11 protein-coding genes are annotated in these 16,834 nt (G+C 40.6%); 1 reads left to right on the top strand and 10 read right to left on the bottom strand.

Translation table 11 applies throughout. The annotated features are described in order from the left end of the window. Window positions 1–26: 26 nt before the first annotated feature. Window positions 27–1,253 carry a DEAD/DEAH box helicase gene (locus tag OK025_RS17565; RefSeq protein WP_046674542.1) on the top strand — a complete coding sequence of 409 codons (1,227 nt, stop codon included), beginning with the start codon at window positions 27–29 and terminating at the stop codon, window positions 1,251–1,253. Between the two features lie 72 nt (window positions 1,254–1,325). Here OK025_RS17565 and OK025_RS17570 read toward each other — a convergent pair whose 3' ends face one another. From OK025_RS17570 to OK025_RS17615, 10 genes are all read right to left on the bottom strand, one after another. After that, window positions 1,326–1,691: a VOC family protein gene (locus OK025_RS17570; protein WP_317665739.1), complete on the bottom strand. Its 366-nt coding sequence runs from the start codon at window positions 1,689–1,691 to the stop codon at window positions 1,326–1,328. Window positions 1,692–1,926: 235 nt separating this feature from the next. After that, window positions 1,927–2,796 carry a DMT family transporter gene (locus OK025_RS17575; protein ID WP_317665741.1) on the bottom strand — a complete coding sequence of 290 codons (870 nt, stop codon included), beginning with the start codon at window positions 2,794–2,796 and terminating at the stop codon, window positions 1,927–1,929. Window positions 2,797–3,087: 291 nt separating this feature from the next. Then, on the bottom strand, window positions 3,088–4,524 hold the full coding sequence (locus OK025_RS17580; RefSeq protein ID WP_317665742.1) for an efflux transporter outer membrane subunit: 1,437 nt from the start codon (window positions 4,522–4,524) through the stop codon (window positions 3,088–3,090). A gap of 1 nt (window position 4,525) precedes the next feature. Beyond that, on the bottom strand, window positions 4,526–7,687 hold the full coding sequence (locus OK025_RS17585; RefSeq protein ID WP_317665744.1) for an efflux RND transporter permease subunit: 3,162 nt from the start codon (window positions 7,685–7,687) through the stop codon (window positions 4,526–4,528). A 117-nt stretch (window positions 7,688–7,804) separates the two neighbouring features. Continuing rightward, window positions 7,805–8,923, bottom strand: a complete 1,119-nt coding sequence (locus OK025_RS17590) for an efflux RND transporter periplasmic adaptor subunit (RefSeq protein WP_317665746.1) — start codon at window positions 8,921–8,923, stop codon at window positions 7,805–7,807. A 241-nt stretch (window positions 8,924–9,164) separates the two neighbouring features. After that, window positions 9,165–9,926, bottom strand: coding sequence for a LytR/AlgR family response regulator transcription factor (locus OK025_RS17595; RefSeq protein WP_182331308.1), 762 nt, complete (start codon window positions 9,924–9,926; stop codon window positions 9,165–9,167). Then, window positions 9,926–11,029, bottom strand: a complete 1,104-nt coding sequence (locus OK025_RS17600) for a sensor histidine kinase (protein ID WP_182331310.1) — start codon at window positions 11,027–11,029, stop codon at window positions 9,926–9,928. The genes OK025_RS17595 and OK025_RS17600 overlap by 1 nt, the downstream gene beginning before the upstream one ends. 385 nt (window positions 11,030–11,414) lie before the next feature. Beyond that, on the bottom strand, window positions 11,415–11,897 hold the full coding sequence (locus tag OK025_RS17605) for a DUF4822 domain-containing protein (RefSeq protein ID WP_317665750.1): 483 nt from the start codon (window positions 11,895–11,897) through the stop codon (window positions 11,415–11,417). 286 nt (window positions 11,898–12,183) lie between these two features. After that, entirely contained in the window at window positions 12,184–13,629 is a 1,446-nt protein-coding gene (locus OK025_RS17610) for an efflux transporter outer membrane subunit (RefSeq protein ID WP_317665752.1), read from the bottom strand. A 6-nt stretch (window positions 13,630–13,635) separates the two neighbouring features. Beyond that, complete coding sequence (locus OK025_RS17615) at window positions 13,636–16,824, bottom strand: efflux RND transporter permease subunit (protein WP_317665754.1); 3,189 nt, start codon at window positions 16,822–16,824, stop codon at window positions 13,636–13,638. Window positions 16,825–16,834 lie beyond the last annotated feature (10 nt).

Genomic DNA, 16,834 nt, shown 5'->3' on the forward strand with positions numbered 1-16,834 from the left:
TAGGGCACAACAATAAAAACAATACGTTGAGATTTGATGAATTTGGCTTTGTTCCAGCTTTGGAAGAAGGTTTAGAAAGTATGATGTTTGAGGAGGCTACGCCGATCCAAGAACAGACCATCCCGATTATTAAAGAGGGAAAAGATATGATTGCCTGTGCACAGACAGGTACAGGTAAAACAGCAGCTTATATGTTGCCGATCCTCGATGCAATAGCACGGAATTCAAGGGAATCTATCCTTGCTATTATCCTTGTCCCGACCCGGGAACTTGCTATGCAAATTGACCAGCAGATTATGGGCATGTCTTATTATACGGGTGCAACATCGATAGCCATTTATGGGGGTGGTGATGGTATGGGGTATGAACAGCAAAAACGGGCCATACGAGAGGGGGTAAATATCATTGTTGCTACGCCGGGAAGGTTGATAAGCCATCTTACCTCCATGAAGATTGATCTCTCTCATTTAAAGCACTTTGTTTTGGATGAAGCCGATAGTATGCTGGATATGGGATTTCAAGACGATATTTTACGTATTGTAAGTTATCTACCGAAGAAAAAGCAGATGCTTTTGTTTTCAGCTACGATGCCGATGAAGATCAGGTCTTTTGCCCGAAAAATTCTGCAAGAGCCTGTTGAAGTCAATATTGCCATTTCTAAACCTTCGGAAGGGATAGATCAACGTGTATATCTTGCCTATGATCAACAGAAAATGGAGCTCCTGAAGAATATACTGAAGGATCCCAACTATGTATCTGTTATTATTTTTGCATCTCAAAAAACTACGGTCAAACTTCTCGCTCAGGAATTACAGAAGCAGGGGATTGATGCGGAGGGTTTCCATTCGGATCTCGAACAGTCGAAACGGGAAGATATTATGGCCCGGTTCCGGTCTCGTCAGGTGCGGGTACTGGTAGGGACAGATGTGATATCTCGCGGTATCGATGTGGTGGGAATCAGTTTGGTCGTTAATTACGATGTTCCACCGGATCCGGAAGACTATGTACACCGTATTGGACGTACTGCGCGAGCAGCAACTACAGGAACAGCCATTACCTTTGTCAATGAGAAAGATCAGAACCGTTTCGCTCAGATTGAGAATTTAATAGGTTATCCGATTGAACAACTTCCATTGCCAGAGGGGTTTGAAGCGGGACCTACTTACAATCCTGCCAAAAAGAATCCACAGCATAAGAAGAAGCGTTTCAATAGGAATAAAAATAAAAACTATCAGAAAGCTAAAAGAGCCTGATTTTAAAATACAAAGCCCCCATATGAGAAAAATATGGGGGCTTTGTATTTGAGTATATATTGTATTCAACTTTTATTCAACAGTCCATACGGCCAATTCATATCCGTCAGGATCCTGGAACTGAAATCTTTTTCCTCCGGGAAAGCTAAAAATATCTTTTAATATAGTCCCGCCAGCACGGATAACCTGATCACGCGTAGCCTGCAGATCGTCGGCATAGATAACGACGAGAATACTGCCATTTATGGGGTCACCAAATGTAAAACCACCATCAACATATTTTCCGCCAAAAGCCGTATATGCTGGCCCGTAATCCGTAAACTCCCAACCGAAACTCGTTGAGTAGAATGCTTTGGCACGTTCAAGGTCGCTTGATACAAACTCAAGGTATTGGATCTGCTGGTTAACAAATTTGTTTTCTGTACTGCTATTGCTCATAACGGAACTATCTATTTAATGTCTATATAATAAATTGCTTGATCGGTTGCGTCGGTTTTCAAATTAAAACCCGAACCGTTTTATAAATATAAGGCTTTGTTGAAAATGACACACATTTTTCTTTTCAACATGTTTTTTTCGTGCCGACCTGTTTATCGGGGCTACCTGCCTGGCAAAAGGAGGAAACAACATTCATTTCCCAATCTTAGTTGGACTGGGAAATGAATGTAGGTTGTTAAGCACTCTTTTTACTGCTGATCCAATATTGCAATAACACAGATGAAACAACCAAAAACAGTCCTGCATAGAAGGATAGGTTTAATTCTTTTGCTTCATTCAGAAATAAAAAGGCAATCAAAATAGCATATATAGGCTCAAGATTTAAGCTTAAGTTCAAAGTAAATGCCGATATCTTCTTTAAGATTTCTGTAAATGCCAGATAGACTCCCACAGTGCTACATAACGATAGGATGATTAGATATAAAATATCCAGGACATTGGGAATGAAAGTGCTGATTGGATAGTGCTGAATGTAAAAAGGCAGTAAGCAAGCTAGTCCGAGTGCACCGCCAACCATTTGGTAATAGTTGATGCAGATGGCATTGTACTTTTTGGTCAATCGTTCGTTGTTAATAGCATAAAGAGAAGCAAAAGCCGGAGAAATTATCCCTAAGACTATGCCTAGCTGGTGTGAGGTATCGAAGTGAAATATCAGTGCAATACCGCACAACGTAAGCCCACTCAACAGAATTTCAGACAATCTGAATTTCGCTTTATTGATCATCGGTGCAAAAATAGCGGTGAAAAAACTCGCCATACAGTAGCAGATCACGCCGATGGAAATGTTTGAATATTTGATGCTAGCATAGAATAATAGCCAGGATGCTGTCAATAGTAGCCCATTTTTTGCAATATGCAGTTTCTCTTTGAAAGTAAAATCTGTAGGTATTTTATACCATTTTAGAATAAAAAATAGGATAGTGGCAGCTAAAAATACACGGTACCATGTGAGTATCCCCTCGTTAAGTGAAATCAGTTTTCCAAATACGCCAGATAGTCCCAGGCACAGCACAGCAAGGTGCAGCATGAAATATGAATGTTTCATAAGAAATTGTCTTCCGGTTCCGTCCATGAAGGACGAAAGGTGTTAAATAATGAAATTGATAGAAAATAAGAAGCACAGCAAATTGGTCCATTTCTGGCATTGGGCTTCAGTAATATAGAGAAAAAATATTACGCTATTGGAGGAGGAAGACAACTCGTTCTATTCATCATATTTGTATTTACCCGAAGATAGGGAATTTTGGGCGGAGCTGCAAACAGGGAATGAAAAAGCCCCTAGAAAGTCTTTGGTTCTAGGGGTATCTATTTAGTCAGTTGACTTTATTTTGTGATTTTATGGCGTATTCGAGGGTAAAGTATCTGTTCCGCCACCCAGCGCACGGTAAAGATCTATGGCTGCATTGAGCTTTTCCCGCTTTACTGTAATACGTTCTAAATCATTTTGGAGCGCATTGTTTTGGGCAGTTATCACTTCCAAATAGTTTGCCATCCCACTTTTGTAAAGTAGGGCTGCATCAGCGGTGGCTTTGGCGAGGGCATTTGATTTGGCATGGATAAGTTGCAGGCGCTGTTCCGTATGTTTGATTTTTGCCAAGGCATCCGAAACTTCTGAAACGGCGACCATAACCGACTGTTTAAACTGCAGTGCTATCTTTTCGCGTTCGATGACCGATATCTCATAGTTTGTTTTTAAAGCACCTTTCTGGAAAATTGGCTGTGCAATATTCCCCGCTATTGTTTTTACGATCGAACCCGGTAGATCAAACCATTTGTTAAATTGAATGGAGTTTGTACCAATGGATGGTGTCAAGCTTAGGGAAGGGTACATCGCTGCTTTGGCGAGTCCCATTCTGCTTGTAGCTGCCACAACCGCGTATTCAGCTGCTCTGACATCTGGTCTGCGGCTCAAGAGTTCGGCCGGCACCCCTGCGGCAAGTCCGTCTCCAACAATCGTATCATCTAAACTTGCTGTACGTTGAATACCCTCGGGGAAACCTCCGCAAAGAATGCTCAGTGCATTTTCTTCTACAGCCATGTTTTGATGGGCTAGAGGAATTAACAATTCAGCAGTTTTCTTCTGAGCTTCGGCTTGCTCCACGGCAAGCGAACTGACCAGTGATGAGTTGTATTGCAAACGTATCATGCTAAGTGTACTATCGCTCAATTGAACATTTCTTTGTGCAATCTTAAGCTGCTCATCCAAAGCAATCAGATTATAATAGGACTGGATGACCTGTACAATAACCCGGGTTTTCAGGGCCGATAAATTTTCCTTTTGGCCAAAAAAATTGGCCAAGGATTCCTCTTTTTGCATTTTTACCTTTCCCCAGATATCGGCTTCCCAAGACAATCTGAGCGTGGCGCTATAATCGTCCATATAAGGCGTCCCAATAAATTGGTCGCTCAGTGAGCCATTCAAGGAGTTGCTCGATAACCATGTTCTGTTCGCTCCAATGCTTAAATCAGCTGTTGGCAGTAATCCTTTCTTAGACTGCTTGTACGCGAGTTCCAATTGTTGCATGTTGAGGAGTGCAACATTGACGTCTGTATTGTTGGATAATGCCTTCTCAATGATTGAGGTCAACAAGGGATCCTGTACAAATTTACGCCAGGATAACTGTAGCGTATCAGACGTCAGGACAACCTCGCTGTTTTTGAAATTTTCGGGCATTACTATCTCCTGACGTGTGTATTTTTTTCCCACGCTGCATGCGGACAACAACAGGGTAGTGCTTGCGAAAATTGTTATATAGTGATGAAATTTTTTCATTTTAATCGTTTGTATTGTGTACTGTATTGTCCGTAAGTTTTTTACCCGAAACTTTTTCTTGCAAATATTGGAACACCAGGTACAGTAATGGTATAATAATTACCCCAAGGATAACACCGCTTAACATACCCATTGCTGCTCCGGTACTGATGGAATGGTTACCTGTAGCCGTCCCGCCGGTCGCAAACATCAAGGGTACCATGCCGGCAATGAAAGCCAATGAAGTCATCAAGATTGGGCGTAGACGAGCTCTTGCTCCTTCTAAAGCCGAATCAATGAGTGAGGAGCCTGCTCTTCTCCGCTGTAAAGCAAATTCAACAATCAAAATGGCATTTTTTGCCAAGAGACCGATGAGCATGATCAAGCCGACCTGGACGTAGATATTGTTGTCCAATCCAATGGCCCGTGTTCCTAGGAAAGAGCCGATCATACCTGTTGGGATTGATAACAGTACGGCAAGGGGCAATAAATAACTTTCATACTGTGCTGATAGTAAGAAATATACAAATAGTAGGCTTAATGCTAGGATAAGTACGGTTTGATTGCCCGAAGACTTCTCTTCCAAGCTAAGTCCCGTCCATTCGTAGCTATAGTCTCCCGGTAACTTGGTCAATACATTTTTCTCCAATGTTTCCATGATCGCACCATTACTGATACCAGGCGTGCTAACCACGTTTATCGTGAGTGAATTGTATAAATTATAACGAGTCACCGACTCAGGACCATACACTTTACGAAGTGTAACCAAAGTGTTCACCGGAACCATTTGGCCAAGATTATTCTTGACAAATATTTCGTTGAAGGCTTCTTTATCGGTTCTATAGATCCCATCCGCTTTAACTGCTATCCGATAGAATTTACCGAAACGATTGAAATTCAATGATTGGTCACCTGCAAAGTAAGTTTGAACGGACGAAAGCATTTCACTGACATCTACACCAAGTTGGGCAGCTTTGTCTTCATCGACTTCTAACTCCATCTGTGGATAATCTGCTCTGAACATGGTATAGGCAAACTGTACCCCGGGTTGTTTCATAATCTGCGCAATAACGGAGTCGGACATTGCTTTGAGCTCTACCGGCGATTTACCAGCCCTGTCCTGCAAAACGAGTTCCGCGCCATTCATCATACCATAACCATCAACAGGAGGGGAGCGAAAGGCCATTGCGTTACCTTCTTTGACACTGGATAATTTTTGTGAGATCACTTGGTGAATCTGATCGATATCGTTCATCTCACCACGTTTCTTTTTATCTTTCAGGCGTATGAATCCTGTTGCATAGGCTGCGCTGGAGTTGTTGCCGATCATATTGAATCCAGTAATACTTGTATGGCTTTCAATAGAAGGGATATCGGCTAGTAGTTTTTCGATTTTTTCTACTGCTTTTGTGGTTCGATCAAGTCCCGTTCCTGGGGGCATTTCTAAACTGTATACGACAAAGTTATCGTCTTCCATTGGTACAAAACTTTTGGAAGTGCTTGTCATGAGGTATCCGGCAACACCGATCGTAGCCAGTATCAAAAGTGCCGAAATCCATTTTTTCTTTGCCAGGAATTTTAATGAACCAACGTATCGATTGGTCATGTTTTCGAAGCCAGCGTTAAACGCTTTGAAAAAACGTTGAGAAAATCCCGTGTTCGGGGTCTGCCCGTCGTGATTTTCGGCGTGCGTATTTTTAAGCAATAATGCGCAGAGTGCTGGTGTCAGTGTCAAGGCATTGATCGCAGAGATCACAATGGCGATAACAAGGGTATAGGCAAACTGTTTATAAAACATGCCCGATGAACCTGTCATAAATCCAATGGGAATAAAAACTGCACACATAACCAAGGTAATGGAGATTACAGCCCCTGTGATTTCACTCATGGCACTATGGGTAGCCTGCTTACCGGTTAAGTTGGAAGTCTCCATCTTTCCATGTACTGCTTCGACGACGACAATTGCATCATCGACAACAATACCAATGGCGAGTACTAGGGCAAATAACGTCAATATATTGATTGTAAAGCCAAACACCAGCAGGAAGAAGAACGTACCTACGATAGCTACTGGTACAGCGATTGCTGGAATAATAGTCGATCGTATATCCTGCAGGAATAAGAAAACAACTAAGAAAACCAAAATAAAGGCTTCAATCAATGTCGAACGTACTTGAGCTGTACTTTCATCCAAGCGTTCTTTGGTACTGATCAATTTAAAAATCTTGATTCCTGGAGGGAAGGAGCGTTGCGCTATTTCAATCTGTTTGTCGATTCCGATTTCAATTTCATTGGCGTTGGAGCCTGATGTCTGAAATATACCAATGGTAACGGTATTGAGTCCATTATTTTGCGAATTACCGCTATAACTGATCGAGCCAAACTCGATACGTGCCACATCCTTTAAGCGTACGATCTGAACGTCATTGTTTTTAACGATAATGTTCTCATACTGTTCTGGAAGGTTCTTTTTCCCTTTATAGCGTATGACATATTCCAGTGGTGCTTTTGATTCTTCCCCTAATTTTCCAGGTGCAGATTCCAGACTTTGTTTGGAAATTGCAGCAATGACTTCTTGTGGCACGAGTCCATAGCTCGCCATTTTTTGCGGATTCAACCATACACGCATCGAATAGTCTTTGGAACCGAATACCATGGCCTGACCGACTCCAGGTACACGCTTGATCTGTGGGATCAAGTTGATGTTCACATAATTCTGTAAAAATAGTTCATCATATTTTTTATTATCTTCTGTATAGATATTAAATATCATGATCATACTATTTTGTTGCTTGGAAGTCGTTAATCCCATTCGGACAACTTCCTGTGGCAGGATAGGAGTAGCCTGTTGTACTCTGTTTTGCACATTTACGGCTGCCTGATCTGGATTTACACCTGCTTTAAAGACAATACGCACAGAGAATGTACCATCGTTACTTGCAGTTGATGTAATGTATTCCATGTCCTCCACACCATTGATTTGCTCTTCAAGGGGTGTAACAACTGACCTCAATACTGTTTCGCTATTTCCTCCGGGATAGCTTCCGGTAACTTGGACCGTGGGCGGGGCGATATCCGGGAATCGCGTTTGAGGCAGCCTAAAAAGACCGATAACCCCCAGTATGACAAATATGATAGATATAACAGTTGCCAAAACTGGCCTGTCAATAAATTTCTTTAACATTTTAGTTTAAATTTTATAAAGCTTTTAGTACCGTTTTTTTTCAAAAGTGAATACTGAATGTATAGGCTTGTTGCCTTTCTTTGAGCAGTTCAGCTTTTGCCATACCTGCTATCCTTGTTACATGGTGGATTTTTTGGTCGGTTGAACTTGCATTCCATCATTAAGCATATCAATTCTATTCATAACGATTTTTTCACCAGCTGTGAGTCCCGATTTAAGTAAGTAGGCGTTAGCGGTATTTCCTGCAATTTCAATCTGTTTCATGGAAATTTTATTTTTCTCACCAATAACATAAACGAAATAGCGGTCTTGAATATCCTTGACAGCAGCCATAGGGACCAACAATACGTTTTCATGCGCTTTTTTCAAGATTACTTTTGCTGAGCCACCCGAACGGAGAATTTTGTCAGGGTTGATGAAACTTGCTTTAAGTGCCATGCTTCCGGTTGTTCTGTCGATGTTACCGCTGGCTAACGCTACTTTCCCCGAATGGTTGTATGCTGTTCCATCAGCCAATAAGAGCGTTGCTTGTTGATTGGATGATTTGTTATTCTGATCTTTGATAAAGGCTATAAAGTCGGCCTCACTCAATGAAAAATACACATTTACGGTATTAATTTCAGATAGCGTCGTTAAAGGTGTCGCATCTGCTGCGGTAATTAAATTTCCGATCCGATTAGGGATACGGCCGATATAACCACTCACTGGTGCATTGATCAACGTAAATTTGGCATTTATTTGCGATGAACCGAGTGCAGCCTGTGCTTGTGCTACTTGCGCTTTAGCTGCGGCATAATTGGCCTCTGCAGTTTTTAACTGTAATTCGGTATACACTTTACCTTCAACCAGTGGTTTGATTTTGTCAATCTCCAATTTTGCATTTTGTTCTGCCGATAAAGCAGCTTGGTAAGCTGCCTTGCTGTTGTTTACTTGTTCGTTGTAGACGTCAGCTTTTATTTTGAAAAGAGGTTGCCCCTTGGATACATAGTCTCCCTCTTTGACATAAATCTGCTCGAGGTACCCCGTTACCTGCGCTTTGACATCGACGTTGACGGTCCCCTCTAAAGTACCAGGATATTTTTTTTCGGTCTCCGCGTGGGTAGGAGATAATTCGATAAAGTCAACAGTAACTGCCTGCTCTTGCGGTTGTTCTTGGTTGCCTCCACAGGACGATAATAATGCTGCTGCTGTAATAAGTGTAAGGAAAGGTTTTAAAGTCATCGTTCTTTGTGCCATTTTATCATTTTATAATGAAACAAAGAAAAGAATTCTTTTAAGCCATAAGGCAAAGAAATCTACCGAGACGTTACAATTGCTTACTGAAACGTATCAGTGATGATCTGAATTTTACGATATTAAATGGTACGATCCAATTGTGTTGAAGATATTGGTCTTATCCATTGACATTCCCTTGTTCATCGCGAAAAACTTATTTTACCTTTCTGACGTAAAAGGAGCAAACGGATCCGTTTGAACATCAATAGTCTAACCAAGTTTTCAGCAGTTGAGCCTTTTCTCTGCTCACAAGGATTTCCACTTGGTCGTTATTTTTAATTTCTATTTTTAGTTTTCCGTTGAAGTGGTTATGTAATCTTTTGATCGCATCTATATGTACAATGAATTGCCTGTTGGCGCGAAAAAATACTTTTGGATTTAATTGCTGTTCGAGTTCTTCCATTGTTTGAGGTACAATTTCGACAGTACCACATTTGAGTTGCGCATGGGTAAGTTTAAATTCGGAATAGAAGTATAATATCTCTTCAACAAGAACGGTTTTATAGCCGTCTTTGAATGGAATTAGAAAGCGTGAGCGAAAATCTTTCGGATAGATAAAATCCAATAAACCTTGAAGCGGTTGTTGGTTGATCTGAAGATCTTTTTGATAGTCAAGTTTTTGGATGGCATTTTCCAGCTCTGTTTTTTCTACAGGTTTAAGCAAATAATCTATGCTATTGAATTTAAAGGCCCTCACAGCGTATTCGTCAAATGCTGTTGTAAATATGATGGGGCAATCTATTTTTATAGTCTCTAATATTTCAAAGCTTAAACCATCGGATAGACGAATATCCATCATCACCAGGTCGGGAAGTTCATTGCCATTGAACCAGTTGATGCTATCAGCGATATTATCCAGCACATCTAAAATAACGATGGATGGCTTTATTTCCTTCAAAAGTCGTTTTAAACGATCGGCATTGAGTTTTTCGTCCTCGATGATTAATACTTTGGTTATATTCATTATGCTTGGGCTAAAAGTGGGAGGATAACGTTAAATGTTTTGCCATCGTTCTTTATTTGCAATTTTAAGTTGGATAGCAAATCGTATCTTTTAATGATGTTTGAAATCCCGATTCCCGATGATTCGGATACATTCTCAATAGGGATTAATATATTTTCAACAACAAGTTGATTCTGAGAGTTGGTGTATACCTTTATTTTCAGCGGTTTTTTCTTATTTGTCTGATTATGCTTTAATGCATTTTCTACCAATAATTGTAAGGTAAGGGGAGGTAATTGACAATTGCGTTTGGCGGGATTGACGTTTATTTCGAAGTTTACCCCATCGCCGAATCGGTTTTTGATGAGAAATATGTAGGAATTTAGAAAGTTGAGTTCTTCTTCGAGTGAGATAATGTCCTTTTTGGAATTGACAAGAAGGTAGCGATATATTTTGGAGAAGTTTTCTGCATATTCATAGCCTAATTGTTGGTCTTCGAGGATGATTTCTGAGAGCACGCTCAGGTTATTAAAGACAAAATGGGGATCGATCTGTAATTTTAACGATTGAAGTTCTGTTTCAAGAATGACCTGATCAAGCTTTGCTGCGCGCATGGATTCATTCTTCCAGTTGGTGATTAAATGACTACCAATATTGATCCCCATGATCATGAGCGCAATCAATACACTGATGGTAATGTTTTGAATCATCCCCCTTTTTTCCTCCAAAGATGGGGCTATAGTAACATTTTGAGGTCCAAAATAATATTTTGAAATCAGGTACTCCAGAAGTAAATTGATAAAGAGTACTGCAAAGAGGTTGATGACGGTTTCAAGTAGAAGTCGCTCTGTCGGACTATCTTTCCAGGTTAAGAACTTATTAAGCTTGTCATGGACAATGATACTAAATTCGGAAATGATAAAGCTGTAAATGATCGTAAATGTCCATTCACCGAGTATTTCGAACATATTCCGTTTAAAATAGCCATCCCAGCAACTCGAGAAAGGATCAATAATATAGGCGACGAGATAAATAAGCAGAAAGGACAGAAAGGTAAATATCAGCCTTTTTTTATTTGTACTAATAAGAGTCTTATCGTTTTTATAGATCGCTATATCCTGCATTCTTTTAACTTATATGTATCGGTGAAATCTATGCAAATTTCGTAATTCCTTTTAGTATTGGACGACAAATTTCTGCTGAAGCGTATAAAGCCCCGACTGAAATATCAATTTGATGTACTCAGACGTATATTGACGAAGGTCGATAGATTATCTTGCCTTGGCATATCAGAATATAATTTTTTATGAAATTCGGATGTTCTGTTTTTTTAATGGATTGTAAATCTTGTTGTTATTGACTTTTTGTGATCGGTTGATCTAACAGTGTCAAAGAATGACTTTGGAGATGAGGTTCGTTTTTAGCTATAAACAGAAAGGCTTGACATCATTTCGTCAAGCCTTTCTGTTTTATTGAGGTAACTATTTTTTCGATGTGTTATCCTGTAAATTATTTTGGCTCTTGATGTGTTGTTGGTGTATGGATAATATCGAAATAGATTGTTTTGTCATTAGCGTTTGGATAAACTCTATACGTGAATTCTTTCTTCGTTAATACGGTAATATCAACCACACGGGTAAACAATGTTTCACCAGCAGCATTTTTAGCAACAATTGTTCTCGTTTTACCATCTGCAGATACGGTCCAGTCGCCGTGCATTTTGGGAGAATTGTCAAGATTGAACATGGTAAATGTGCCGTCAGATTTGAAATAAGCAAATCCTACAAAATTTGACACGTTAGCATCTGTTAACACTACACTTTCTCCTTTATTATTTTTTGCGTTTGTTGTTTCCCAGGGTGTACTGGCCAATATTTCACTTGGTATAAGCTGTGGTTCAACAACAGTTTCTTCATCTTTACTGCAGCTCATCGCTACTAATGTGCTTAAGGCGATACATACCGCTAATGCAATCTTTTTTAAATCTCTCATTTTATAAAATTTATATGATGTCACAAAAGTAATCGCATTGTTTCAGCTGTATTTGTCTCTTTTATTCCAAGGTTTGAAGGATTTATAAATTGAATGAGATTTCGCTGTAGAAGAGGGTTAAACAAAAGAAAAAGCTTTCTTTTAGCTTGCTTTGAAGTCTGCTTTACATGGAAACAAATTAAAGGTGATCGAAGCATGCGCTTTGGATAAAATAAAACAGGGGACCCTAAGGCCCCCCATCTACCAGATATGTATAATAAAATTAGAAAATTGCTTTTTTACAGCATTAATTGTTGCTCCATCCACCACCTAATGAACGATACAGGTCAACAACTGCAGAAAGCTCCGCTTTCTTTACCTGAGCAAGTTCGAGCTCACTTTGCAAGATATTGCTTTGTGCCGTAATTACTTCCAAGTATGTGGCCATTCCTGTTTCAAATAAAAGATTGGCGTGCTTTGTTGCTTCCTTTAGACGCGTCGTTCTATCCGAAGTAATCTTTTGTTTTTCTTTCAATTTTTGAATTGAAATTAAAGCATCGGAAACTTCTCCAGCTGCTGAGATTACTTTTTGCTTGAAGATCAATACGTTCTTTTCTTGTTCGACACGTGCCAGTTCATATTGAGTTTTCAATTCCTTCCGCTGTAAAATTGGCTGCGTAATACTTCCTGTAATTGCCCCAAATAATGAAGCCGGTAAGTTGAACCAATTGCTTGCTTTGAATGCATTTACGCCTGCTTCGGCGCTAATAACCAAGGAAGGATACATACGTGCCTTTGCGTATTGTTGATAAGCTTGTGAGGCTGTAATAGCCAGTTCAGCTTGTTTTACATCCGGACGATGACTTAACAAATCGGCTGGGACGCCAGTTGCTAATTCTTCGGGGAATTGAATATTCGACAATTTCTCCGCTATTATAATTTCCTGCGAGAGTTTTCCGCTAAGAATCTGAATGGCATTTTCCTGAATACGGATCTGTTGTTCAAAGTCGGGGATCAAGGCAGCTGCAGACAATCGCTGCGCATCGACCTGTTCCAATGCAAGCAGCGTAATGTCACCAACTTCATATTGTTGCTGGACAATACGTAAAGTTGTATCGCTTAATTGCAAGTTTTGTTTGGCGATATCACGCAATTGATAAAGCATCAGTAGTTGATAATAACCTTGTGCAACTTGTGCAATTAATTGGGTTTGAATTACTTTTTTCGCTTCTTCTGTCTGTAAATAGGAAGCTAAAGCAGCGATATTTTGATTTTTGATTTTACCCCATATGTCGGCCTCCCAGGATAAACCTAAGGATGCCGTATAATCTTCTACATGGTTTTGACCTAAAAACTGCCCCAGGCTCAATCCATTCATACTGTTATTGGATGGGTTGGTGCTATTTCCGCGGATCTGTAGTTGGGCCGTGGGAAGATAGTTGGCTTTTGCCTGTTTCAGGCTCAGTTGAGACGCTTCTATATTTTTTAGTGCCAGTTGCATATCTAAGTTATGTTGTATAGCACTATCGATCAAGGTTTGTAAGACTTGATCCTTAAAGAAATCGCGCCATGGAATAGAACCTATGCTAGTTTCCTGTGGAGCTTTGGCCTGGTCGCGGTACTGTTCAGGTAAGTTGGGGGCAAGGTGTTGATTGCTGACCAACTTATCTGTTTTGCAAGACCATGCAACAAAAGATAAGATGAAAACCGTCAGTAATTTTGATTTACTATTGATATATTTAAATGCTGTCATGATGTACTAATTGTTTGTATGCACGGGTATTTCCAATGAAACGACATCGCTTTCATGCTGTTTTTGCCGTGGAGTACCTCCGATTTTCTCTTGGATAAATTGGAAGAAAATAAAAAGAATAGGGATGATAAAGAGTCCTAAAACTACTCCAGTGAACATCCCACCCGCAGCGGCGATACTGATTGAGTGATTTCCTTGCGCTGATGGACCTACCGCTGTCATCATTGGAATCATACCAACGATAAAAGCTAAGGAAGTCATAATAATAGGTCTCAAACGTAATCTCGCTGCTTTAAGTGCGGCACTAGGAATTGATAGTCCCTGTTTACGCCCTTGGATGGCAAATTCTACGATCAGAATGGCATTTTTGGCCAATAAACCAATCAACATAACGAGTGCGACTTGTACATAGATGTTGTTGGCAATATCAGTGAAGCTAATTGCTGCGAAGACCCCAAATATACCTGTAGGAATAGAGAGAATAACCGCCAATGGAATGATATAGCTTTCATATTGTGCTGCAAGCAGAAAATAAACGAATATCAGACAGAGAATAAAAATCAATGTGGATTGGCCTCCGGAGACAATTTCTTCTTTGGTCATACCTGAGAACTCATAAGTAAATCCAGTCGGCAATTGTTGTTTTGCAACTTCTTCAACTGCACGGATAGCATCTCCGGAACTATATCCTGGTTTTGGTATCGCATTTATTCCAATCGAATTGAATAAGTTGTAACGAGATGCTGTTTCCGGTCCATATACACGCTCTAATTTGACTAATGTATTGATGGGAACCATGTCTCCTAATCTGTTCTTTACAAAAATTCCGTCCATTGAAGTTGGTTCACTTCTATCCTTGGCATCAGCTTGGACCATCACACGATAATACTTTCCAAAACGATTAAAATCTGAGGCTTGGGCACTACCAAAATAGGCCTGCATAGTCTGTAAAATGCTTTTTGTGCTTACGCCAAGTTGTTCTGCTTTGATATCATCTACCTGGAGTTCATATTGTGGATAATCCGCCTTAAAGGTTGTGAAAGCCATCATAATTTCTGGACGTTTCATCAATTCGCCAATAAACTTTTGGCCTATGCCACTGAATTTTCCGAGTTGTCCACCGGTCCGGTCCTGCAGTACCATATCCAGACCATCCACGTTACTGAATCCAGGTACAGTAGGGAAGGTAAAGACAAAGAAATTTGCGCCTTTGATATTTGCCAGGCGCTGATTGACATCGGCCATAATAGCATTGATGTCTTTTATCTTACCACGTTCTTCATGTGGTTTGAGGAGGATAAATGCAACACCTGCTGATGGACTTGTGGATTGTGTCAAAATATTGAAACCGGCAAGTACATTTAAAGTTTTGGTAAAATCAGCATGTTGAAGTTGTTTCTCCGCTTCGGCTAATGCTCCAGAGGTACGATCCAAAGAGGCCCCTGCTGGCATAGATAAGGATACAGCAATGAATCCTTGGTCTTCTGATGGGATAAATCCAGTAGGTGTTCTACGGATCATAAACACGGTCAAAAGCAGGGTAATTCCCAATCCTGCAAATGCAACCCACTTATAACGGATCAAGAAGCGTAAACTACCTAAATAATTCTTCGTCAACCGATCAAATCCGACATTGAATCCAGCGAAGAAACGCTCTTTGAAATTAAGTTTCTTGGCATCAGAATGACCATGATGCGTTGGTTTTAAGAAGAGCGCACATAACGCAGGGCTTAGTGTCAAGGCATTAATTGCTGAAATAACAATTGCAATCGCCAGGGTGAAAGCAAATTGTCTATAAAACACCCCGGTAGAGCCTTCCATAAAGCCGATGGGAAGGAATACGGCAGACATCACCAATGTAATCGAGATGATGGCGCCTGTAATTTCACTCATGGCAGATGTCGTTGCCAATTTAGGTGGGAGGTTCTCATGTTCCATCTTGGCATGAACAGCCTCCACGACGACAATCGCGTCATCGACGACAATCCCAATGGCTAGCACCAGAGCAAACAAAGTCAGTAGGTTGATTGAAAAGCCGAAGAGCTGCATGAAGAAAAATGTTCCCACGATGGCTACCGGAACCGCAATCGCTGGTATCAATGTCGATCTAAAATCCTGAAGGAATAGAAAGACAACTAAAAATACCAGTATAAATGCTTCAACTAGTGTATGTTTTACTTGGTCAATGGATTGATCCAGTGCATCTTTTGTGTTGTATAAAACGAGATATTTGACCCCTTTTGGAAAGCTTAAAGAGGCTTTCTCCATGAATTTTTGAATGGCAATCTGAATTTCATTTGCATTCGAACCCGCAAGCTGCATGACCCCAATATTCAATCCTGCTTTACCGTTGATGCGCGTATGACTCGCATAGGTATAAGATCCCAGTTCGACACGAGCGACGTCTTTGAGTTTTAGTACAGAACCGTCTGTATTGGAGCGGATAATAATATTTTCGTAATCACTTGGCTGGTTGAGTTTACCTTTATATTTGATTACAAATTCAAAAGCTTCACGGCTGCTCTCTCCGAATTTACCCGGAGCAGCTTCGACGTTTTTATCTTGGATGGCGGCCATTACTTCCTCAGGCGTTAATTTATAGGTCGCCATTTGATTTGGATTGAGCCATACACGCATGGAGTAGTCTTTGCTACCACCAAATGCCAATGCTTGTCCCACGCCGGGTATCCGTTTCAATTCAGGAATGATATTGATCTGCGCATAATTGGTAATAAAAGTCTGATCGTATTTACTCTGATCTTCCGTGTAAAGGTCCAATACCATGATCAAGCTGTTTTGCTGTTTTGCGGTGGTGATCCCGGCTTGTACAACTTCAGCAGGCAATTGGCTGGTTGCCTGAGCCACACGATTTTGGACGTTAACAGCAGCTTGGTCAGGGTCTGTACCAAGTTTAAAATATACCGTAATCATTAACGAACCGTCGTTGCTGGCGGTAGAGCTCATGTAGCTCATATTTTCAACACCATTAATTGACTCTTCGAGTGAAGGGGCTACGGCACGAAGGACCGTTTCGGCATTTGCCCCGGGATATAAAGCCGTTACCTGCACCGCGGGCGGTGCAATATCGGGAAACTGCTGCAAAGGCAGTTTTAGGATACCAATCACCCCCAATATGACAAGTAATATGGAGATAACGGTAGCAAGTACAGGTCTTTCTATAAATTTCTTAAGCATGTGATTTTCT

It is taken from the genome of Sphingobacterium sp. UGAL515B_05, from assembly GCF_033097525.1.
GTDB lineage: Bacteria > Bacteroidota > Bacteroidia > Sphingobacteriales > Sphingobacteriaceae > Sphingobacterium.